The 20,978-nt window shown below is 64.5% G+C and carries 20 protein-coding genes and 1 tRNA gene; 14 read left to right on the top strand and 7 right to left on the bottom strand.

All coding sequences use genetic code 11. From position 1 onward, the window contains the following. Nucleotides 1–47: 47 nt before the first annotated feature. From FBY21_RS07730 to FBY21_RS07720, 3 genes are all read left to right on the top strand, one after another. Nucleotides 48–1,691, top strand: a complete 1,644-nt coding sequence (locus FBY21_RS07730; protein WP_142010003.1) for a hypothetical protein — start codon at nt 48–50, stop codon at nt 1,689–1,691. Between the two features lies 1 nt (nt 1,692). Beyond that, nucleotides 1,693–7,557, top strand: a complete 5,865-nt coding sequence (locus FBY21_RS07725) for an LPD38 domain-containing protein (protein WP_142010001.1) — start codon at nt 1,693–1,695, stop codon at nt 7,555–7,557. Nucleotides 7,558–7,726: 169 nt separating this feature from the next. After that, nucleotides 7,727–8,338 carry a KilA-N domain-containing protein gene (locus FBY21_RS07720; protein WP_142009998.1) on the top strand — a complete coding sequence of 204 codons (612 nt, stop codon included), beginning with the start codon at nt 7,727–7,729 and terminating at the stop codon, nt 8,336–8,338. Here the strand turns inward: FBY21_RS07720 and FBY21_RS07715 are convergent. Then, the gene (locus tag FBY21_RS07715; protein ID WP_142009996.1) at nt 8,307–9,473 is read right to left on the bottom strand and encodes an ATP-dependent Clp protease proteolytic subunit; all 1,167 of its coding nucleotides are present in this window, start codon (nt 9,471–9,473) and stop codon (nt 8,307–8,309) included. The two genes, FBY21_RS07720 and FBY21_RS07715, sit on opposite strands and share 32 nt — an antisense overlap. 478 nt (nt 9,474–9,951) lie before the next feature. Here FBY21_RS07715 and FBY21_RS07710 point away from each other — a divergent pair, with 478 nt between their 5' ends. Next, entirely contained in the window at nt 9,952–10,164 is a 213-nt protein-coding gene (locus FBY21_RS07710) for a cold shock domain-containing protein (protein ID WP_142009993.1), read from the top strand. A 481-nt stretch (nt 10,165–10,645) separates the two neighbouring features. On the opposite strand, the gene FBY21_RS29355 is transcribed toward FBY21_RS07710, so the two are convergent. The 3 genes from FBY21_RS29355 to FBY21_RS07700 all read right to left on the bottom strand — a co-directional run bounded on the left by FBY21_RS29355 (nt 10,646) and on the right by FBY21_RS07700 (nt 11,466). Then, nucleotides 10,646–10,813 carry a hypothetical protein gene (locus tag FBY21_RS29355; RefSeq protein ID WP_160158577.1) on the bottom strand — a complete coding sequence of 56 codons (168 nt, stop codon included), beginning with the start codon at nt 10,811–10,813 and terminating at the stop codon, nt 10,646–10,648. A gap of 87 nt (nt 10,814–10,900) precedes the next feature. After that, a complete protein-coding gene (locus FBY21_RS07705; protein WP_142009991.1) occupies nt 10,901–11,134 on the bottom strand; it encodes a hypothetical protein in 234 nt (77 codons plus the stop codon). Nucleotides 11,135–11,295: 161 nt separating this feature from the next. After that, entirely contained in the window at nt 11,296–11,466 is a 171-nt protein-coding gene (locus tag FBY21_RS07700; RefSeq protein ID WP_366519954.1) for an SOS response-associated peptidase family protein, read from the bottom strand. Nucleotides 11,467–11,905: 439 nt separating this feature from the next. On the opposite strand from FBY21_RS07700, the gene FBY21_RS07695 reads away from it, so the two are divergent. Next, nucleotides 11,906–11,992 (top strand) — tRNA-Leu (locus FBY21_RS07695). A gap of 156 nt (nt 11,993–12,148) precedes the next feature. Beyond that, nucleotides 12,149–12,610, top strand: a complete 462-nt coding sequence (locus tag FBY21_RS07690; protein ID WP_107331524.1) for a hypothetical protein — start codon at nt 12,149–12,151, stop codon at nt 12,608–12,610. A gap of 7 nt (nt 12,611–12,617) precedes the next feature. Here the strand turns inward: FBY21_RS07690 and FBY21_RS07685 are convergent, their stop codons facing one another. Then, the gene (locus FBY21_RS07685; RefSeq protein WP_142009987.1) at nt 12,618–13,226 is read right to left on the bottom strand and encodes a TetR/AcrR family transcriptional regulator; all 609 of its coding nucleotides are present in this window, start codon (nt 13,224–13,226) and stop codon (nt 12,618–12,620) included. A gap of 84 nt (nt 13,227–13,310) precedes the next feature. Here FBY21_RS07685 and FBY21_RS07680 point away from each other — a divergent pair, with 84 nt between their 5' ends. After that, nucleotides 13,311–14,189, top strand: a complete 879-nt coding sequence (locus FBY21_RS07680; RefSeq protein ID WP_142009985.1) for an oxygenase MpaB family protein — start codon at nt 13,311–13,313, stop codon at nt 14,187–14,189. A gap of 85 nt (nt 14,190–14,274) precedes the next feature. Then, entirely contained in the window at nt 14,275–14,976 is a 702-nt protein-coding gene (locus FBY21_RS07675; RefSeq protein ID WP_107331521.1) for a YoaK family protein, read from the top strand. 7 nt (nt 14,977–14,983) lie between these two features. Here the strand turns inward: FBY21_RS07675 and FBY21_RS07670 are convergent, their stop codons facing one another. After that, entirely contained in the window at nt 14,984–15,175 is a 192-nt protein-coding gene (locus FBY21_RS07670; protein ID WP_044406396.1) for a carbon storage regulator, read from the bottom strand. Nucleotides 15,176–15,369: 194 nt separating this feature from the next. Between FBY21_RS07670 and FBY21_RS07665 the strand changes: the two genes are divergently transcribed. The 3 genes from FBY21_RS07665 to galU all read left to right on the top strand — a co-directional run bounded on the left by FBY21_RS07665 (nt 15,370) and on the right by galU (nt 17,984). Continuing rightward, nucleotides 15,370–15,657, top strand: coding sequence for a hypothetical protein (locus tag FBY21_RS07665; RefSeq protein ID WP_044406399.1), 288 nt, complete (start codon nt 15,370–15,372; stop codon nt 15,655–15,657). A 77-nt stretch (nt 15,658–15,734) separates the two neighbouring features. After that, entirely contained in the window at nt 15,735–17,096 is a 1,362-nt protein-coding gene (locus tag FBY21_RS07660) for a UDP-glucose dehydrogenase family protein (RefSeq protein ID WP_142009983.1), read from the top strand. Nucleotides 17,097–17,144: 48 nt separating this feature from the next. After that, the gene (gene galU, locus FBY21_RS07655) at nt 17,145–17,984 is read left to right on the top strand and encodes a UTP--glucose-1-phosphate uridylyltransferase GalU (protein WP_074972625.1); all 840 of its coding nucleotides are present in this window, start codon (nt 17,145–17,147) and stop codon (nt 17,982–17,984) included. Between the two features lie 91 nt (nt 17,985–18,075). On the opposite strand, the gene FBY21_RS07650 is transcribed toward galU, so the two are convergent. Then, nucleotides 18,076–18,498 carry a VOC family protein gene (locus FBY21_RS07650; RefSeq protein WP_142009980.1) on the bottom strand — a complete coding sequence of 141 codons (423 nt, stop codon included), beginning with the start codon at nt 18,496–18,498 and terminating at the stop codon, nt 18,076–18,078. 102 nt (nt 18,499–18,600) lie between these two features. Here FBY21_RS07650 and gorA point away from each other — a divergent pair, with 102 nt between their 5' ends. Genes gorA through FBY21_RS07635 form a run of 3 tightly spaced genes read left to right on the top strand, consistent with a single transcriptional unit; the run spans nt 18,601 to nt 20,974 of the window. Continuing rightward, a complete protein-coding gene (gorA, locus tag FBY21_RS07645; protein ID WP_142009978.1) occupies nt 18,601–19,959 on the top strand; it encodes a glutathione-disulfide reductase in 1,359 nt (452 codons plus the stop codon). Nucleotides 19,960–19,966: 7 nt separating this feature from the next. After that, nucleotides 19,967–20,590 carry a trimeric intracellular cation channel family protein gene (locus FBY21_RS07640; protein ID WP_044406412.1) on the top strand — a complete coding sequence of 208 codons (624 nt, stop codon included), beginning with the start codon at nt 19,967–19,969 and terminating at the stop codon, nt 20,588–20,590. Between the two features lie 3 nt (nt 20,591–20,593). Next, nucleotides 20,594–20,974: a VOC family protein gene (locus FBY21_RS07635; RefSeq protein WP_142009975.1), complete on the top strand. Its 381-nt coding sequence runs from the start codon at nt 20,594–20,596 to the stop codon at nt 20,972–20,974. The last annotated feature ends 4 nt before the right edge of the window (nt 20,975–20,978 follow it).

Below are 20,978 nucleotides of genomic sequence, written 5' to 3'. Positions count from 1 at the left end.
GTCCGGTGACATAGCGTCGGGTGCATCCACCCCAGGGAGCACCCCACATGGCTATTCAGAATCCATACAAACCCGGCTCGATCGCTGGCGATACGCCGCTCGCTACCCAGAAGGCCAAGGGCATTTCGCCTTTGCCCGGAGTCATGCCCATCGGGGCGCCGTCCGCTCCTATCAAGCTCCCGGCCCCGATGCGTATGGACGGGGGCTTGCTCTCGCGTGACTCTCAGGCACAGACCAAGCCTTCGCCGTTGCGCCTTGATGGTGGCATCCAAGGCTACCAGCCGCCGGCCCCGGAACAACGATACGGTATCGGCGACAGTCCGGTGCCTGGCAACCCCGCGCGAGCCAAGGCCATGCAGGCCCAGTACGATCAGCCCGTCATGAAGGGGATTCCCCAGGGCGGGATCGGGGGCGGAGCGCCGTCGCAGCCGGCTGCCGAGCAGCCCCACGGCAATGGATTCCTTCGTGGCCTGGCCGAGTTCGGCAACGGCATCGTCAACACCACGGTGGGTGGTGCTGAAGCGCTGCTCGCTGGCCCGCTGGACTGGGGGCGCAACGGCATCACCTCGCTTTCCGGTGGCGATCCGCAGTCTCTGCCCGGCGGCCCTACGGCCTTCCGCGACACCGCCAACCGTAGGCTCAGCACAGGCCTAGGGCAACTGGGAGGCACCGCCTCGGCTGTTGGCGATACCGCGCTGGCCACCCTCGGCGCCAACCGTCGTGACGGCTCCGACCCTTCCGTGCCACACCCGGCGGGTATTGGCGGGGCGCCCTCGGTAGCGCAGAAGCAGTCTCCTTCGGATGGGGGGATTGTTCTGCCCGCAGCAGAACCCGTGAAGGTTGAATCCAACGGGATCGGTGGCTTCGGCGAAACCGGCATTGCTGGCGTCGTCGGCCGGCGCGGCGCCAACGGTGTCATGGAGTTCTCCAACGACCCCAACGACGTGGCGGGTGCCAAGGGCAAGGCCGGTGGCGGCATCGGCGATGGCATCGGCACGCTCAGCATCATGAGCGGTGGGGCCGAGGGCATGCAGCGCAATCTGGCCGCGGCGGAGATCATTCGGCAGACCCGTCGTGACAACGCCGGCGGTGGCCTCTCCATCGTCGGTGACTCCACCCGTGGCCGTGGCCTTGACCAGCAGCAGGCCGAGCGCGTTGCCAGTGCCAACTGGGATCGCCAGCAGCAGGCGAAGCTGGAGGCCCGGCAGGCAGGCGGTATCGCTGGGGGGCTGGACCAGTTCTTCAACAACCAGCTGCAGCGGCAAGCCACCGAGCAGCAGATTGCGGCGCGCGGGCTGGAGCTGCAGAAGCAGGAGCGGCTCAACGGGCTTCTTGCAGGGCTGGACGATCAGAGCAGGTCGCCGGAAGAGCGGGCTCAGCTCCGGGAGGCCTATCTGCAGATGACCACTCCGCTCAAGGATCAGCGCACGGTGAGTCTCGGCGAGGTCGTCGATCCGGCCACCGGCCAGAAATTCAAGAGTCCGCTGTTGGTGGACCTGGTCAAAGGCACCAGTACCCGTATCGATGGTGGCCAGCAGTCCCCGACCATCACGCCCCAGCAGCTTGCGGATCTGGACGAGGTTACCCAGGACCTGGCGAAGAAACCTGGCATCAACTCGCAAGACATCAAGCGGCTGAACGAGCGGCGGCAGGCTGCGAACCTCAAGCCCCTTCCAGTCGGAGGGGCATGACATGGCCGACAACTACGACATTCTGGCAGATCTGGATACCCGGCTGGCGCGCAAGCAGGCAACCGCCAGCGGCGAGTTCGGCAAGGGGATCGCCTCCGGTGTCGATGCACTTCAGGGCTCGCTATACGGGCTGGCGGGCGTGGTCGGCGATGTGGTGGCCGAGCCCGGGCTGCGTGACTGGGGGATCGCCGGCTACCTGCGCAACCAGGATGAAGCGCAGCAGAACCCCGCCCTTGTCCAGCGAGTCGAGGATGTGGGCAGCCTGAAGGATGCCGGACTCTACGCGGCACAGGGGCTGGGCCAACTGGTGCCGTTCGCCGCCAGCTCGATCGCGGGTGGCGGCATCGGCGGGGCGGCGGCACGGGTTGCAGGCCGATCGGCTGCCGAGGGGATCGTCAAAGGGGGGATCGCCCAGGGGCTGGAGCGTGCGGCAGCAGAGCGCGCGGGCCAGGCTGCCGCGCGCGAGTTGACCGAGCGAGGCATCCAGGCCGGGCTGGCTGGCACGTCCATTGGGACGGAGCAGGGCAGCATCTACGGCGACATCTACGAGAAGACCGGGCAATACGCTCCGGGTACCGCACTCGCCTATGGAGCCGCCGCGGGCGCGCTGGATGTCGTCCCGGAACTGGGCCTGCTCTCCAAGGCGATGCGGCCCAGCAAAGGGCTACTGCGTGCCGCAGGGCAGCAGGCCGCAACCGAGGCCGCAACGGAGGCAGGGCAGACGGCTGTCGAGCGCCTGGCAGTGCAGAGCGTCGACCCCAGCCAGAAGGCGTTCAACGCGGAAGGCCGGAGCGAGCTGCTGAACGCGGCCATTCTGGGCGGCATCGGCGGCGGCATTCTCGGCGGTGGCGTCGATGCTGCAGGGCGCATTGCCCAGCGTGCCCAGCAGGCACCTGTCTCGCCGGCAGCCCAGCCGGCCACTCCGGAACCTGCGGGCCCGATCAGCCGCTCCGCTGGACTCCTCCCAGGGCCCGCGCCGCTGGCGGCATTGCCCGCGCCTGAGTCGGTGCTCTACGGAGATTCCAGCGGCACCATTCGCGACACTGGACCGGTACGTGACGTGGACAGGGAGCAGCGCCCGGTGCCGGGTCGTGAGCAGGCCCAGCCCCGCTCGCCCTTCGGCGGTGGCGGGATCGATCAGCCCGTGCCGCGCGGTGTGGTTCCTTTGTCCGGTGAGCTGATCCAGGCGACGCCGCCGGCCGTCCGCGAAACCCCGCCCATGGCCGTACGGACTTTCGACGCCAGCCCAATCTACCCCGGCCTGCCGGATCTGCGCCCGGAGGCAGTTGTGGTGGACCCCAGTGGTCAGGCGTCGTTCGCCCGGGTGCCCACCCCAAGGCCAGTGGAGGACCAGGGTCCGAGCTTTGGCGCGGGCATGGACAGGCAGGCGCAGACGGCACAGCGGCCGGTGTTCAGCGAAGTTCTGCAGCAGGCGCGCCAGGCACAGGGTGCGCTGGACGCCAAGGCCCTCGCAGAGCGGACGGGCGCAAGCCGAGCGATGGCGACCCGGGCGCTCGCTGGCGCAAAGGTAGAGCAACAGGTCACCGCAACCGCTTACAGGAGCGTGCCAGGCGCGAACAAAGCGCTGCGGAGTCTGCCGCTGCCCGACGAGTTCGAGGTGGTGAAAACCGGTAGTCGACAGTGGGCGGTGCAGCGGCGCCCCGTACAGGAGCGTGCATATGTTGATAGTGGGACAGGGCCTGTTGATGAGCGAGCAGCAGGCGATCAGGGTGCTGCGCCGCTCCAGCCGACTGACCAGGCAGGAGTACCGGATGCTGAAGCAACGCCGCAAGCTGCCGCAGTCCAGCCAGTGGAAAGCGGAACTGGTGTTCCTCCTGCAGCTGCGGGGGCCGACGGACAGCGTGCACTGAATGAAGTGCCGGAGGCTTCAGCCTCGGCGCAGCAAGGCGACGCCAGCGTAGCGGGTGAATATCAGCATGGCCGGCACGGGGCCGTCCGCGCCACCGTTACGCCTACTGCCAAGGGTTTCCAGGTCGAATGGGGCCCTGACGATGTGCAGCAGTTCAAGGGCAAGGCGGCAGGCGAAAAGGTCAGGGCAGCGCTGGAGCGCGAAGGTTTCAATCGCGTAGAACAGCAGGGGGCCAACACCAATTATTCCCGTGGCGCCTATCGCATGGCGGCTCCGAGGGCCAGAAAGGTTCGTGCCGAAACACTGGCCAGGTCGATTGGTGGGATGGTTGCCGGCTGGAAAAATGCTCCTCAGGTCAATGTCGTCCAGTCAATTGATGACCTTCCGCCGCGGCTCCGCCAGCAGGTGAAGCGCGATGGTGCTCTTGATGCCGAAGGACTCTACGATCCAAAGGGCGTCTACCTCATCGCCGACAACCTCACCAGCCTGCAGCACGCTGCATTTGTTCTCCAGCACGAGGTAATCGGCCATGCCGGCCTGCAGGGAGCCTTCGGCAAGCGGCTGAGTCCGCTGTTGCTCAGCATCTACAAGGAGCATCCAGCTCTGCGTTCGTCGGCTGATCGCCTGCGCGATCGGTTCGGCTACGACAAGGCATTGGCTATGGAGGAGGTCCTGGCCGACCTCGCCGCTGCTGGCCGCCTGACTGAGCAGCGCTTCTGGCCGAGGCTGGTTGCTGCTCTCCGCAATGCGCTGCGCGACATCGGGTTCAAGGTGCGTTGGACCGACCAGGACATCGCGGCCCTGCTGGGCACTGCGCGGCGCTTCATCGAGAAGGGTGGGGACAAGGGCACCGGCGGGTTGGTACAGACCTACTCCCGGGAGCCCGGAACGGGACTGCCCGCTGCGCTGGAGAAGGAAATCGACGAAGTCTTCAGGGGCAAGACACTCACCAAGCCCCTGTCTCTCGGCGGAACGCCTGACGTGCTGAAGGCGCTGGGGGGGGCTGCTGATGCACCGATCAACATCACCGAAGACACGCTGTGGAAGGCCGTGGACAAGCACAGCCTGACGCCCAGGGATGTGAAGGCTGCCCTGGCTGCACTCGGCGAGCCGGTGATGGTATTCGATTCCGCCACTGCGCCGGACGGCCTGGTGGCGCTGGTGGAGACGGCGAGCCGTGGGCGCTCGGTGGTGGTGGCGGTGCACATGAACCGCAAGGAGAACATTACCGTCAACCGGATCGCCAGCATCCACGCCAAGGACAGCACTGCCTTCATCAGGCAGTGGATGGAGAGCGGCTTGCTGCGATACGTGGACAATAAAAAAGCCGATGCTTGGTCCAGCGCTAGAGGGCTCCAATTGCCCAAAGCGGCACCAAAACATCGGCTCGGCAAAAAGGTACTGCGTCCGGAGGACATTGGCAAGGAGGCGGGTGACGCGGGTGACGCGCGGTATAGCCGCGCAAGCCAACGGGCGGCCGACTTCTTCGACCAGGTGACCAACCGTGGCGAGGTGCGTTTCCCGGAGCACGCCACCTCGGCCCAGCGGGATGCGCTCGGCAAGATAGGCGCCTTCATCCGACAGGAACCGCTGGCCAAGACCGCGCGAGCGCTGTCCGAGCGCTGGAAGGAGAAAGTCATCCAGGGCGTGTTCGACCAGTTCGCACCGATCGCCAAGCTGGACCAGGCCGCCTACATGCAGGCTCGCCTGTCCAAAGGCACGGACGGAGCGCTGGAGGCCACCTTCTTCCATGGCCGGCCGACGATCACCGACGGGGCGCTGGACGTCGAGGCGGACGGCCAGGGTTTGCGTGGGGTGTTGGCGGAGCTGAAGGGGGAGCACGATCTCTTCTTCGCCTGGATCGCTGGCAACCGCGCCGAGAAACTGGCCCAGGAGGGGCGCGAGAACCTTTTCACCCCGGATGACATCGCAGCACTGCGCTCGCTCAACCAGGGCACCATGGACGATGGCCGCAGCCGTGCGGTGGTCTACCGCGATGTGCTGAAGCAGTTCAACGCCTATCAGAAGGCGGTGATGGACGTGGCCGAGCAGGCCGGCCTGATCGACGGCAGCAGCCGTAAGCTCTGGGAAAGCGAGTTCTACGTCCCGTTCTATCGAGTGATGGAGGAGGGCGACGGTACCGCCGGCCCGGGCCAGATCGGCGGGCTGACCGGGCAGAAGGCCTTCAAGAAGCTCAAGGGCGGCAAGGAGCCGTTGGGCGATCTGATGGCCAACACCCTGGCCAACTGGTCGCACCTGCTCTCTGCGTCCATGAAGAACATGGCGGCGAACAAGGCCCTGCAGGCTGCCGAGCAGATGAACATCGCCACCCGCGTGCGCGAGGCGGAGAAGGGTAGCCTTCGGGTAATGGTCAACGGCAAGGAGCGGCACTACCTGGTGGACGATCCCCTGGTGCTGGACGCGCTGACGATGCTGAATCACCAGGACTGGAACAACCCGGCCATGAAGGCCATGCGTTCCTTCAAGCACGCGCTGACCGTAGGGGTCACCAGCAGCCCCGCGTTCCGCGCCCGCAACCTGCTACGTGACAGCATCTCCTCGATCGCCGCCAACGACCTGGGCTACAACCCGCTGAAGAACATGGCCGCGGGCTGGAAGGGAACCGGCAAGGACAGCCCCACGCTGCACCGGCTGCTGGCCGGCGGCGGCGCTGTGCGGTTCGGCTCGCTGAACGATGGCGACCAGGCCACCTACGCGAAGCGCCTGATCAGCCGGGGTGTCGACTCCAGTCAGATCCTCAACACCCCCGCCAAGGCTGCCAAGGCGCTGCGCAGTGCCTGGGACAAGTACCAGGAGATCGGCGACCGACTGGAGACGGTCAACCGTGCCGCCCTCTACGAGAAGCTGCGCGCCGAGGGCAAAAGCCACCTGGAGGCCAGCTACGCTGCTCGTGACATGATGGACTTCACCTCGGCCGGCAAGTGGGCCAGCGTGCGCTTCTTGACGCAGATCGTGCCTTTCATGAACGCCCGCCTGCAGGGGATGTACAAGCTGGGGCGCGGTGCTTCGGCAGATCCGCGCCGCTTCCTGGCAGTCGCCGGCGCGGTGGCCATGGCCTCGACCCTGCTGTTCCTGCTCAACAAGGACGACGAGGAGTTCAAGCAGCTGCCGGACTGGGTCCGTGACACCTACTGGTGGGTGCGCATCCCGGGTACCGAGAAGGCGCTGTACCTGCCCAAGCCCTTCGAGGTCGGCGTGCTCGGCAGCGTAGCCGAGCGGTTGACGGAGCTGGCGCTCTCCGGTGACGACTACCAGGCCGGCGACTTCGCCAGCACGGCTGGCTCGCTGTTGTGGAACCAGCTTTCCATGAGCCCGGTACCGCAGGCCTTCAAGCCTCTGATGGAAGCCGCTTTCAACTACGACAGCTTCCGCGACCGCCCGATCGACAGCATGGGTCAGGAGCGGCTGCCGGCGGAGGAGCGCTACACCGCCAGGACCAGCGCGTCGGCCGTGGCCGCCGGGCAGTTGACCGGGATCTCGCCGCAGCGGATCGAGCACCTGGTGCGCGGCTACTTCGGCTGGCTCGGCACCCAGGCGCTGAACACCGCCGACTACCTGACTCGCGGCATCACTGACCTCCCGTCGAATCCGAAGAGCGACCTGACCAACCCGGACAACTGGACGCTGTTCGGGGACTTCGTGAAGGCAGCCGACCCGGGCAGTGGCAGCAAGTACCTGACCCGCTTCTACGAGATGCAGCACCAGATCGACCAGCTCTACGCCTCGGCCAGCGAGGCACGGAAGGTGGGGGGTCTGGAGCGTCTGCAGCAGCTGGCTGGTAATGAGATGCTGAAGCTGCGGCCGGTCTACCAGGCCGCCAACCGGCAGATCACCGTCATCAACCAGCGCATCAAGGCCGTGACGAATGATCGGTCGCTGGGCGCGGCGGAGAAGGCGGAACTGCTGAAGCAGCTGAACGCGACCCGGAACCGAGCTGCGCAACTGGCGGACGAGCGGGGGCGGGCAGCGGGCTGAAAAAGGGGGTTGCCCAGGCACGCCAGTGACATAGCGTCGAGCGGGCTTGGGCAACCAGGTCGGCCTCTCTGCAGGCCGCAGCAGGCTAGGTTCGCTACCGAAAAGGGATGGTCTACTCCCGCCTACGCCCCTGCCTGCTGACCCTTCTTCTAGGCGGAGGGAGAAACCGATGAACAACGTCATTCCGTTTCATTACCAAGGGCAGGCTATCCGTTTCAACCGCGATGGATGGATCAATGCCACAGCGGCGGCGGCCGTATTTGGCCAGGAACCGCGAGATTGGCTGCGGCTTCATGAAACTGAATGCTACATGCGCGCCCTTGCCAAGCACCTTGGCATCCCGTTTGAGCCCAAGATGGTCGAGCGTAAGCAGAGCAAGAAAGTCCAGGGTGGCAAATCCGGTTTCCGCCCCGAATTGAGCAACTGCGCGGGTTTGGTCGTGACTCGCAGGGGCGCAGCAGCCAATGGCGGCGGTACCTGGCTTCACCCGAAACTGGCCGTTGCGTTCGCTCGCTGGCTGAATGTGGACTTCGCGGTCTGGTGCGACCTCCACATTGATGCACTGCTGCGTGGTGAGGCCGAGCCGCTGCAGGAGTTCGAGCGAGCCAGCGCTGTCTTTGCAGAGCGCGAAGCCTTGGCGAGCCTCCATGGCAAGGGGCTGGCGGCCTGGCGGGTCGAGAAGTCCCCACTGAAACGGGAAGTGGAGTACTGGCGGGAGCAGATGCAGCTCGTGCTCGGCCTGGACGAACCTACTTCGCGTACTTCGGAGCTACCTGGTTGACGGCGGCCCGTATCGCCTCCGCTGCGCCGTAACCTTGCGCCATCAGCGCGTTGCGTACCTCAACCACTTCAGCGATTGCGGCCTGGTTCGCGTCGGGCCGCTCGTAATCAAGGAAGGGGTAACGGGCGTAAGCCTCCTGCAGCACAGTCGCCAGCGCAGCGCCATCTCCATTCGCTGTCGCGGCCTTGCCTGCGTACTTGGGCCCAACCTGCCGGACCGCCTCACGTATCGCATCGGCGCCGCTGTAACCCTTGGCCATGAGCGCGTCGCGCACCTTGACCACCTCGTCGATAGCCGGGCGGTAGGCGTACGGCCTGGTGTGGTCGAGGAAGGGAAAATCCCGATAAGCCTGGGCGAGCACGGCTTCCATGGTGCTGTCCTGCTGTGGCTTCTGGGAGGGGAGGTACCCGGTACTGAAGACGTGCTCCACGCAAGCATCGAAGGTCTCGACGACATTGGGGCACTTGTCGGCGACAGCCTTTCGCTTCAGGTATTCGGCCTTGTTGATGCCGTACTTCGCAGCGCCGGCAGAATCCATGTACTCGCCCTCGACAGGATCAGTGAGGTTTAGGCCGAAGTACTCCAGTTCAGTGAAGTCGAGATTTCGCATGTCCTCAGAAGGGACTTGCACCATGGCATCGTAGAGCCTGTCGGACAGGTTCATGTCGCGCAGGAACGCTTTCGCTTTGTCTTGCGTGGCGCGATAGTCCTGTTGTGCTTGCTGAATGTCGAGCTCCCCAATCTGAGGTGTATAGGGACGGTGAATCCCTACAGTGCCGTAGACCGAACGGCGTACCCCACCAGCCAGCAGAAAGACGCATGCGCTGAGGCAATGACTTCCGGAGTCAACTTCAACCTTTGCCCTCATCTGGCGAATCGTTCGGCCGGCAGCGATCGCAGCGTCGACGACACCACCAGGAGAGTTGAGCGTGATGGTCGGCCGGCTGAGTTTGCGTCCGTCCAGGAAACGGGAAATCTGCGCGAGGGCGGTGGCATCGGCATCGGTGATTTCGCCGGATATCAGGAAGCACCCTGCAGGCGTCGAGCAGTCAGCAACCTTGGTGACGTCAGCAAGGGCGGCGCCCGATGTGAAGGCCAGGGCAGCGAAGAGGGGGGCCAGGCGGCGAGGTTTCATTGTGAGACTCCATCCTACACGGGGCGGAGGCTATCACTTCGGGCTTGGCAGTAGGAGGGGCTAGAGAGGGGCTGGCGGATCGGCTACGAGAGGGAGCTGGTGGCGGCCTCTAATGCGTGTCGCTAAGTCGCGGGCAGTTGAAGCGAGGCATGCCCACGATAAACCTCCGTCTCAACGATCATTGGCTTGTGTTGAAAGCTATCTTGAGCAGGCCGGTCTCATATTTCAAGACGAATATGGAAATGGTGTTTTGATATAAGTCTTCTCTATTTGGGGGATCTAGTTATTTTCTTTTTCGAAAATATATTTTTTAAATTTGTGTTTTTGGGCGGCTGACCCTGTATGCTGGTTTAGCTGCCTGCTCAGTTTAGCGGCACCGCTCAGGTGCTTGCGCGTTATTAGCTATCTTCTCGGTCCCCTATCCTTCGCAATCAGTCTGCTCTATGTCTTTGTGTCTGTTTATAGTTGCGGAGGGTATATGTTTTTACGTCAAGTTGGAGTGGTTCTTTGGTTTAGTGCTGATAAGGGTTTCGGTTTTATATCTCGCCAAGAGGGGCCGGATATCTTTGTTCATTACAAGCAGATCAAAGGGGAGGGGTATAAGACGTTGACAGAAGGTCAGCGCGTATCTTTTTTGATCGGTAATGGAGCGAGAGGGATTCATGCGGAAGATGTTCTAACTATCGAGTAATGATTCGTGAGAGCGGAGCGCCATTGGATTTTTGAAGCTGTTCCGTATGCCAATATCCTTGGAGTCAACTGCGGTATGTAGGCTGGAAGGGAGGCCGTGCGCAGTTGTTAAGGCTTTGGTCAGATATGTGCCCTTGCCAATAAATAAGTGTTGGGGGTGATTGTGGATACTGTGAGTTGGTACCAGATAAATTTGGGGGTCGGAAACGCCATATACAGAGAGATAAAAGGCCTACGTATGAGACAGCGAGCACTGATGCCTGAATCGAAAGAGCCTTTTCGTATTGGGATTCATCGAGTCTCTGGGGGTAGTCATATGTTTTTCCCGCCAGATTCTGCAAGGCTTGCAGCACTTTTAGGTGCCGCGCCCTGCGAGCCGCCAGGCGCCGAGTATCTTATGCTGCAACCGTTGCCTTGGGGCGCAGCAGATAAATGAAAACCCAGCCTAGGCTGGGTCTCGAGACTTTAACCCCGCTATTTAATCAACGGGTTGTTCCTTTGGGTTGGGCTGCCTTGTATTGCTGTTCCTGAGGGGCGGGCTTGGCCTTTTCGACATCTTGCCCTTTCTCATGCTGGCCAGCTTTCTCCTTGGCATCCGCTTTGTCCTGATTCACTTTCCCATTGCCTTGATCTTGCGTTTGACTTTTCATTTTGCTTCTCCGTTTGTGAGTACTTAGAGTATTCCTCGCTGGCGGAGATAAATAGGCAAAGCGGACAGTCGGTAATTTTATTTTGGCTTATGATATCAAGGGGGTGGCTACTGGCTGGTGGCCAGTTATTCCATTGAAGCTGCCAAGTATTTCATTTTCGATATATGGGAGAAATTTGTTGAGTTCCTCCAGGCTCACGAATACCGCTTCGAGCTTTAGTCCTACATAAACGCAAAATAATGAGTCGTAACCATTCGCGCGAATGCGATTAGGGATGTCGTCGCCCCAAATTTGACCAACACTTATTCTTGAGTTTTTCATGCTTTCTCTCCTTCTGTAGAAAGTCAGCATGACACATAAGCTGATTTGGATTTTGGTTATTTTACTTATTTTTAGTTGGCCTAGTTCTTGGGGCCTTGAATCCAGATGAAGTGGCTGAAGTAAATTTGGAGTAATGCTCACGCCCAGTGTGGCCGCCACCCTCAGCGCACCGGCGCCAGCCGCCCACTCGCCTCGAGGGGCAGCACCATCTGCACCTGGGTGGTGGGCGCGACGTTGTAGCGAGGCTCCGCCTGGGCCGGCGGCTCGCTGTGGATGTTCAGCAGGTGGTGGATCTCGCTCCAAGACATTGCCTGGACGACTCGGCCGCACATGGTCGGTACCTGTGGGGTTTGGGCTGTTAGAGGGTAGAAAAAAGGAATGGGAGAGGGTGCCCAGAACGGGCGGAGGAGGGGAGAATCGTTTCCGCATCGCCTGGAATGCCCCGCGCTGCCTATGGCCTGTAAGCCATGAAAGCCGCATCACTTGCGGAAACGAAAAATTCCTAAGTCATTGAAATAAATGAAAATTACGGGGGATTGCAAATCCGTGTACGCCGGTTCGATTCCGACTTCGGCCTCCATATGAGAAGCCCCGTAGATTCACGTCTACGGGGCTTTTTCATTTCCGCAGCGTGTTGGCGTCCTCATTGTGGCTGGGCTTTTTTGCTGTCCGGTCATGGACTTGCGAATGCTTGCGTGCAGGGGAGGGGGTGTATATATTCCTGCCCTCGCAAAAAACGGGGCTTGGCTCCGTATTGCATTGAGCGCTACCGCCCGAATGGCGAAATCGGTAGACGCAAGGGACTTAAAATCCCTCGCTGGCAACAGCGTGCCGGTTCGACCCCGGCTTCGGGCACCATGTAAATCAAGGGCTTGCACGATTCTTTCGGGCAGGCCCTTGTTGTTTCTGGCTCCGCAATTTGCGGAGCGGTCCGCACTTCTTGGTGCCCCTCTGATGTGAAAAGGCCCTGTGCTTATACTCCCGGCCTTCCGATACGCGACAGGGATGTGAGTCATGCGGGATTTCATCAAGGCACGAAGTCTGGATATCGCCATCGGCGTGATCTTTGTGGCCGTATTTGTAGCGCTGATCGGTTTCAGGGGTGACGTGCTGTTCGTCGGCCTCTGGTATTACCTGGCGGTCATCGGTGGCACGTTTTTCGCCGCGTTGCTGGTCAATCCCAGACCACGGTTCGCTGGAGGTGCCGTCCTGGCTGCGGGGCTTAGCCTCTTGTTCTATGTCCGGGCCAACTGGCACCCCGTTCATACGAGCGATCTGTTGGCGCTCGGTCACCTGTTCTCGTTGCCCGGTGCTGCTGTCGGGGTTCTGGTGCTCGGAATCGTGAGCCGGCTGTGCGCGTGGCGCCCGGAGTCCTGGTTGTTTTGCGGTGGGTTGCTGGGGTTCTTGCTGGGTTTTGCTGTTGGCCAGGTCTACATATGCAGCACAGCTCTGTCCTGCGACGTGCTGCTGAATTGACGCGCGTTCACTCCGCTTCACCCAGGCTCTTCACATAAGCCGCGAACATGTCGCTCAACGCCTCGATCAGTTCAGCGCGGGTGAGCGGTGGGTGAGGGTGGCTCATGAAGCGGATGATGGTCATCAGTGCGCTGTTGATGACCACGTACAAGGTGGGCAGCGGGTTTTCGATGGGGATTTCCCGCAGGTGGCGCAATAGGTAGAGGCGGCAGAAATCGAACAGGTGCTGTTCCATCTCGTCGACCACCTTCAGCGTGCGCAGGTCCTGCCAGTGCCGTGCGAGTTCCAGGTGCAAGCTGGCGTTGCGGTCGAGGAATGCGAATACCGCCTGCAGCAGCCGCTCCACCGCAGCGTGAACGTCGTCCGCCAGCAGGGCCGAGGCGTTGTCGCGGATGACGCCCACCAGGTCCTGGCTCATCCGGTCGAGCAGCGCTTCGACCAGCGCCTCCTTGCAGTCGAAGTACTGATAGAGCGAACCGACACTGACCCCGGCCTCGGCGGCGATGAGGTTGGTGCTCAGGCGTGGCAGGCCTTCGCGGGCGATGACCCGGGCGCAAGCCTCCACCAGGTCGGCGACCATCTGTTGCGAGCGTTGCTGACGGGGCTGCTTGCGCATGGCGGGCTCCGGACACGAATTGAATGCGAGCGGATAGTCGCATTAGCGTGAAGGCGTTTCCAAGCACCTGCCGGAGCCGCCTTCATGCACGCACCTGACTCCGCTCAACCCGTCCAGCCGAGCCCCTTGGGGCCGGATTCCCTGACCTGGCGCTACTTCGGTGACCTGCGTGGCCTGCTGCTGATCGGTCGCACCGGCATCCTGCAGAACATGCATCCGGGGTTGGCTGCCGGCGTGCTCCAGCATTCCGACCTGTTCGCCAACCCCTGGAACCGCTTGCTGCGCTCCATCCCGCCCATCCTCGGCGTGGTCTACGACGGTGAGCTGGCTGCCGGTACCGCTCGCCAGGTGCGCGCCTTCCATCGCGATATCAAGGGCCGGGACGGGCAGGGACGCCCCTATCACGCCCTCAACCCCGAGCTGTTCTACTGGGCCCACGCCACCTTCTTCGAAGCGCAGATCGCCCTGCAGGAATGGCTCGGCACGCCCCTGGACGAACAGCAATGCGAGCGCCTCTACCAGGAGTCCGTCCACTGGTACGCCCTCTACGGCCTGCCGATGGTGGGGGTGCCGGCGAACTACGCGGCATTCCGGGTGTACTGGCAGCAGATGCTGGAGCAGCGCCTGCAGGCGACGGAGATCACCACCTGGTACTTCGGCTCGACCGGGCGCCTGCCCGCGCCCTATCCCTGGATGCGCGGCCCGCTGTGGTGGTGCCTGCAGCCTCTGCTGGTGGGCGGCGTGCGCTGGGTGGCGCGGGGCACCTTGCCGCCTGTGCTGCGGGAGCGCCTGGGGCTTCGGTGGACGGAATGGGACCAACGCCGGTTGCGGTTGCTTGCCGGCTTCCTGCGGCTGGCCTGGCGCGTGTTGCCCCGGGAGTGGGGCTATTTCCCCCAGGCGCGGCGTGCGATGCGGCGTGCCCGCCGCGCTGCCGCCGGAGGGCACCCGGCCCCCCGGACTTGACGGCCACGGCGGGCAGCGGACAATTCGACCTCCCGTTTCGCGGCCAGGCAGTCCCGGCCGTCGCACTGAGCAGTGAGGTGCCCCCATGCTTCCATCCCCGATCCCCCGTGGCAGCGCGCGACGCTTTCACTTGCGCAAGGTGCGTGGACGTGTCGGGCTGGGTCTGGTGGCCGGGCTTTCCGTACTGGCAGGGATGACGGACGCCATCGGCTTTCTCGCCACCGGCGACTTCGTCTCCTTCATGAGCGGCAACACCACGCGGATGGCCGTGTCCCTGAGCGAGGGGCACCTCGCCGCCTTCGGGCGCCTGGCCCTGGCGGTGCTCTGCTTCGTGCTGGGCAACGCGTTCGGGGTCGTGGTCGCGCGTTTTTCCGGTCGCCGCGCCGCGCCGCTGCTGGCGGTGATCGCCACGCTCCTGGCCATTGCCGCCCTCTGGCCCTTTGCCTGGCGAGTGCCGGCGGTGGTGCTGTCGATCCTGGCCATGGGCATGCTCAACGCCGTGGTCGAGCAGGTGAACGGCCTGCCTATCGGGCTCACCTACGTCACGGGCGCCTTGTCGCGTTTCGGTCGGGGGCTCGGCCGCTGGCTGCTGGGCGAGCGGCGGGAAGGGTGGCGGGTCCAACTGGTGCCCTGGGCCGGGATGCTGGCGGGCGCTGTGCTGGGCGCATTCCTGGAGTTCCGCATGGGCCTGTTGGCGCTCACCTTCAGCGCCGGGCTCGCGGCACTGCTGGCCATTGCCTCGTTGTGGGTGCCGCGTCCCTGGCAGCGGGGCTACATGCCCCGCTGAACGGCGCTCAGGCCGTCATCTTGCGCGGATGGGGCACCCCGGCCTGGATGCGCTCATACACCTCCTTGCGGTGCACGGCGACATTCTTGGGCGCGACGATGCCGAACTTCACCTGGTGGCCGTGGATGCTGATCACCTCCAGGGTGATGCCGCCTTCGATGACGAAACGTTCGCCGACGGAACGGATGAGGAGCTGCATATCAGGCTCTCCTGACGGGAATCGGTTGCGAGGGTCGCTGCGGCAGTTCGCGGCGACAGCGGGCTTGAACACCTGACCTTCGCTGGCCCGATCAAGTTCCACCCGGTGAACCCCGCCAGGCGACGCACGGTCGAACGGTTCGCGGCAGCGGATGGTCTAGCCTGAGACTGCCTGAAGGAACCAGGAGACGTGGAATGGACACCCGTGAACAGCATCTGATCCGCCTGCTCGGCCTCACCACCCGCAGCCTCACCCACCTGTCGGCCGCCATGACCGAAATGTCCTTCGAGCTGATGCGCAGCGAGGATGACGCAGCGCGCCAGGCCGGACGCCGCATGATCGACCACCTCGCCGCCATCAGCGCCGGCCTCGACGAGCACTGGCAGGCCCTGGGCGACTTCGGCGGCGGCCCGCCGGAAGAGCCGGTGGAAGGCCTGGTCGAAGTCGAGCTGCAGCCCGTCGACGAGGGCGGCTCCGGATAACCTCGCCGTCACCTCGCTGTCACGCCCCTGCCACCGGAGTCCGTTGCAATCCCTGCAACGACAGCGGAGGTGCAGCCATGCGGATATGCGTGATCGGGGCGGGCTATGTGGGGCTGGTGACGGCGGCGTGCTTTGCTGAAATGGGCAACCGGGTGCGCTGTGTCGAGCGCGACCCGTCGCGCCTGGCGCAATTGCGTCGGGGCGAGTCACCGATCCATGAACCGGGCCTGGCGCCCCTGCTGGCGCAGCACCTGGAGAGCGGGCAGCTGGACTTCACCGCGCGCCTGGCCGAGGGCCTGGAGCAGGCAGACGTCGCTTTCATCGCCGTGGGCACCCCCAGCGGCGAGGATGGCTCCGCCGACCTGAGCCATGTGCTCGCGGTGGCGGACGAACTGGGGCGGGTGCTGCAGCGCCCGTGCCTGGTGGTGGACAAGTCCACCGTGCCCGTCGGCACCGCCGAGCGGGTCGCCGCGTGCATCAACGGGCGACTCGCCGCCCGGGGCAAAGGCTTTCGCATCCAGGTGGCGAGCAACCCCGAGTTCCTCAAGGAGGGGGCTGCCCTCGATGACTTCATGCGCCCCGATCGCATCGTCATCGGCACCGACGACCCGGCGGCCCGCGAGCTGCTGCGGCGCCTCTACGCGCCGTTCTCGCGCAACCACGACCGCATCCTCTGCATGGGCACCCGCGCCGCGGAGTTCACCAAGTACGCTGCCAACGCCTTCCTCGCCACGCGCATCTCCTTCATGAACGAGATGGCCGGGCTCTGCGCCCGCCTGGGCGTCGACATCGAGGAGGTGCGGCGCGGCGTGGGCAGTGACCGGCGCATCGGCACCCATTTCCTCTATGCCGGCTGCGGCTACGGCGGCTCGTGCTTCCCCAAGGACGTGCGGGCGCTGATCCGTTGCGCCGAACAGGAGGGGGTCGACCCCGGCATCCTGCGGGCCGTGGAGGCGCGCAATGCCGAGCAGAAGGCCCTGCTGTTCCAGGCGCTGGTGGCGCATTTCGAAGGGCGTCTGCACGGGCGGGTGGTGGCGGTGTGGGGGCTGTCCTTCAAGCCGGGCACCGATGACATCCGCGAAGCGCCCAGCCTGGTGCTGATCGACGCCCTGCTGGCCGCCGGCGCCCTCGTGCGCGGCTGCGACCCAGCGTCGCGGGAGGCCGTCGCAGCCCGCTACCCGGACGCCCTCGCCAGCGGCCGACTGTGGCTGGGCGAGTCCCCCTACCAGGCGGTGGAACAGGCCGAAGCCCTGGTGCTGGTGACCGAATGGAAGCAGTTCCGCCAACCGAACTTCGAGCGGATTCGCGGTCTGATGAAGGTGCCGGTCATCTTCGATGGCAGGAATCTCTACGACCCGTTGCAACTGGCCGACCTGGGATTCCTCTATCGCGGCGTCGGACGCCCACCTGCGGGGCATTGTAAGGCGACAGCGGCGTGATTAGACTTCGCCGCATTCAGCCCACACCCACCTTATTCAAGGTTCAACATGATCAAGAAATGCCTGTTCCCGGCCGCTGGTTACGGTACCCGTTTTCTGCCCGCCACCAAGGCCATGCCCAAGGAAATGCTGCCGGTGGTGAACAAGCCGCTGATCCAGTACGGGGTTGAAGAGGCGCTGGACGCCGGTCTCAGCGAGATCTCCATCGTCACCGGCCGTGGCAAGCGCGCCCTGGAAGACCACTTCGACATCAGCTACGAGCTGGAACACCAGATCAAGGGCACCGACAAGGAGAAGTACCTGGTCGGCATCCGCCGCCTGATCGACCAGTGCAGCTTCTCCTACACCCGCCAGGTGGAAATGAAGGGCCTGGGCCACGCCATCCTCAGCGGCCGTCCGCTGATCGGTGACGAGCCTTTCGCCGTAGTGCTGGCGGACGACCTCTGCCTGAACCTCGACGGCGACGGCGTGCTGACCCAGATGGTCAAGCTGTACAACCAGTTCCGCTGCTCCATCGTCGCTATCCAGGAAGTGCCGCCGGAGGAAACCTCCAAGTACGGCGTGATCGCCGGCGAGATGATCCGTGACGACATCTACCGCGTGAACAGCATGGTCGAGAAGCCCAAGCCGGAAGACGCCCCGTCCAACCTGGCGATCATCGGCCGCTACATCCTGACTCCGGACATCTTCAAGCTGATCGAAGAGACCGAACCGGGCAAAGGTGGCGAAATCCAGATCACCGACGCCCTGATGAAGCAGGCCCAGGACGGTTGCGTGCTGGCGTACAAGTTCAAGGGCAAGCGTTTCGACTGCGGCGGTGCCGAAGGCTACATCGACGCGACCAACTACTGCTTCGAGAACCTCTACAAGACCGGCAAGGCCTACTGATAGGCTCCACCGCGTCACCCAAGGCCGCCTCCGGGCGGCCTTGTCGTATCCGCACTCCACGTAGACCGGGCTTCAGCCCGGGAAGCCTGTCTCAGGGAGTCACCATCCCCTCCGAGCCCGGCCCCAGCGGCTGCCCGTAGCTGAACTCCACATAGTTGCCCGCCGGGTCCCGCAGGCCGCAGTAGTAGCCCACCGGAAAGGGCTCGTCCCGGGGTGCCCACACCAGGCAGCCTTCGGCCGCCGCGCGGGCGGCCAGGGCATCCACCGCCTCGCGGCTTTCCAGGGCGAAGCCGAAGTGGCTGTAGTCGTCGGCGGCCAGGTCACGCGGGCGCCCGCCGGGCATGATCACGAAGATGAAACGGTGCTCCTGGCCCGGCTCCGCCATCCAGACGATGCGCGAGCCCTTGCCGGCGCGCGAGTGGATCACCCGCATGCCGCAATAGCGTTCGTAGAAGGCGATGCACGGCTCCAGCTCGGGCACGTGCAGGGCGAGGTGGGTGAGGGTAGGGCGCATGGTGCTCCTCCTTCGGCGTACCAGGCTCAAGGATAGGCGCGGCAACTGGTCAGGGGCACGGGTTCAGGTATGCTGGCCGCCTGTTTCTGGAGACCCCCTGCCATGGCCTACGATTTCGACCTCTTCGTCATAGGCGCCGGTTCCGCCGGCGTACGTGCCTCTCGCTTCGCCGCCGGTTTCGGTGCCCGCGTCGCGGTAGCGGAAAGCCGCTACCTGGGCGGCACCTGCGTCAACGTCGGCTGCGTGCCGAAGAAGATGCTGGTGTACGGCGCCCACTACGCCGAAGACTTCGAGCAGGCGCGCGGCTACGGCTGGTCCGTCGGCGAGCCCGGGTTCGACTGGGCGACCCTGATCGCCAACAAGGACAAGGAAATCCACCGCCTCAACGGCATCTACCGCAACCTCCTGGTCAACGCCGGCGTCACCCTGCTGGAAGGCCATGCGCGCATCCTCGACGCCCACACCGTGGCGGTCGGCGAGCAGCGCTTCACGGCCCAGCACCTGCTCATCGCCACCGGTGGCTGGCCCCAGGTGCCGGACATTCCCGGCCGCGAGCTTGCCGTCACCTCCAACGAGGCCTTCCACCTGCGCGAACTGCCCAAGCGCGTGCTGGTGGTGGGCGGCGGCTACATCGCCGTCGAATTCGCCTCGATCTTCCACGGCCTGGGCGCCAAGGCCTCGCTGCTCTATCGCCAGGACCTGTTCCTGCGCGGCTTCGACGGCGCCGTGCGCACCCACCTGCGTGACGAGCTGACCCGCAAGGGCCTCGACCTGCAGTTCAACGCCGACATCACCCGCATCGAGAAGCAGGCCGATGGCAGCCTGCTCGCCACCCTCAAGGACGGCCGCAGCCTGGAGACCGACTGCGTGTTCTACGCCACCGGTCGCCGACCGATGCTGGACAACCTCGGCCTGGAGAACACCGGCGTCGAGCTGGACGAGCGCGGCTTCATCAAGGTGGACGACGAGTACCGCACCACCGAACCCTCGATCCTCGCCCTGGGCGATGTCATCGGTCGCGTGCAGCTCACCCCGGTGGCCCTGGCCGAGGGCATGGCCGTTGCCCGCCGCCTGTTCCGCCCGGCCGAGTACCAGCCGGTGGACTACGACAACATCCCCACCGCCGTCTTCAGCCTGCCCAACATCGGCACCGTCGGCCTGACCGAAGAGCAGGCACGGGGGCGCGGGCACAAGGTCAAGGTGTTCGAGAGCCGCTTCCGCGCCATGAAGCTGACCCTTACCGACAACCAGGAGCGCACCCTGATGAAGCTGGTGGTGGACGCCGAGAGCGACCGCGTGCTCGGTTGCCACATGGTCGGCCCCGAGGCGGGCGAGATCATCCAGGGCCTGGCCGTGGCGCTCAAGGCCGGTGCCACCAAGCGCATCTTCGACGAGACCATCGGCGTGCACCCGACCGCCGCCGAGGAGTTCGTCACCATGCGCACCCCGGTGGGGAACTGATCGGTCCATGGAGCAGCTCTTCTACCTGTCCGACCTCTTCGGCGTCGCCGTCTTCGCCATCACTGGCGCACTCATGGCCGGGCGCAAGTCCATGGACCTGTTCGGCGTGCTGGTGATCGCCATCATCACCGCCCTGGGCGGCGGCACCCTGCGCGACGTCATTCTCGGCAACCACCCGGTCAGCTGGATCCGTGACGACACCTACATCCTCGTCGCCTCCCTGGCCGCCGTGGGTACCGTGCTCTGGGTCCGCCTGACCCGGCCCATCCACGAGACCGGGCTGCTGGTGGCCGATGCCTTCGGCCTGGCCGTGTTCACCGTCTACGGCACCGAGGTCGCCCTGCAGCACCAGGTGCCCCTGAGCACGGCGGTGATCATGGGCGTCATCACCGGCGTCGCCGGCGGCGTGATGCGCGATGTGATCTGCAACGAGATCCCGCTGATCTTCCAGAAGGAGATCTACGCCATCGCCTGCATCGCCGGCTCCCTGGTGTTCATCGGGCTGCTGGCCGTCGGGCTGCCGCGCTGGCTCGACACCGGCATCGCCATGGCCGTGGTGCTCGGCACCCGCCTGGCCGCCATCCGCTGGGGGCTCTCGCTGCCCCGTTTCCACCTCCTCGACAGGCACTGACCCATGCTGGAACGCATCGATCACCTGGTCCTCACCGTCGCCGACATCCCCCGCACCGTGGATTTCTACCAGCGCGTGCTGGGCATGCGTCACGAGGTGTTCGGCGAGGGCCGCAGTGCCCTGGCCTTCGGCCAGCAGAAGCTCAACCTGCACCAGGCCGGACGGGAGTTCGAGCCCAAGGCCGCGCACCCGCTGCCGGGGGCCATCGACCTGTGCCTGGTCACCACCTTGCCCCTGGAGCGCCTGCTGGCCCACCTGGCCGCCGAAGGCGTGGCGGTGGAGGAGGGGCCGGTGCGCCGCACCGGCGCCCTCGGGCCCATCGAGTCGGTGTACGTTCGCGACCCGGACGACAACCTGATCGAGATCGGCCGCTACCTCGCCTGAACCG

The sequence above is a fragment of the Pseudomonas sp. SLBN-26 genome, from assembly GCF_006715895.1.
In the GTDB taxonomy this organism is placed as follows: Bacteria; Pseudomonadota; Gammaproteobacteria; order Pseudomonadales; family Pseudomonadaceae; genus Metapseudomonas; species Metapseudomonas otitidis.
Note: the sequence above shows the minus strand (reverse complement) of the source record. Positions and strands in the feature narration are given on the sequence as shown.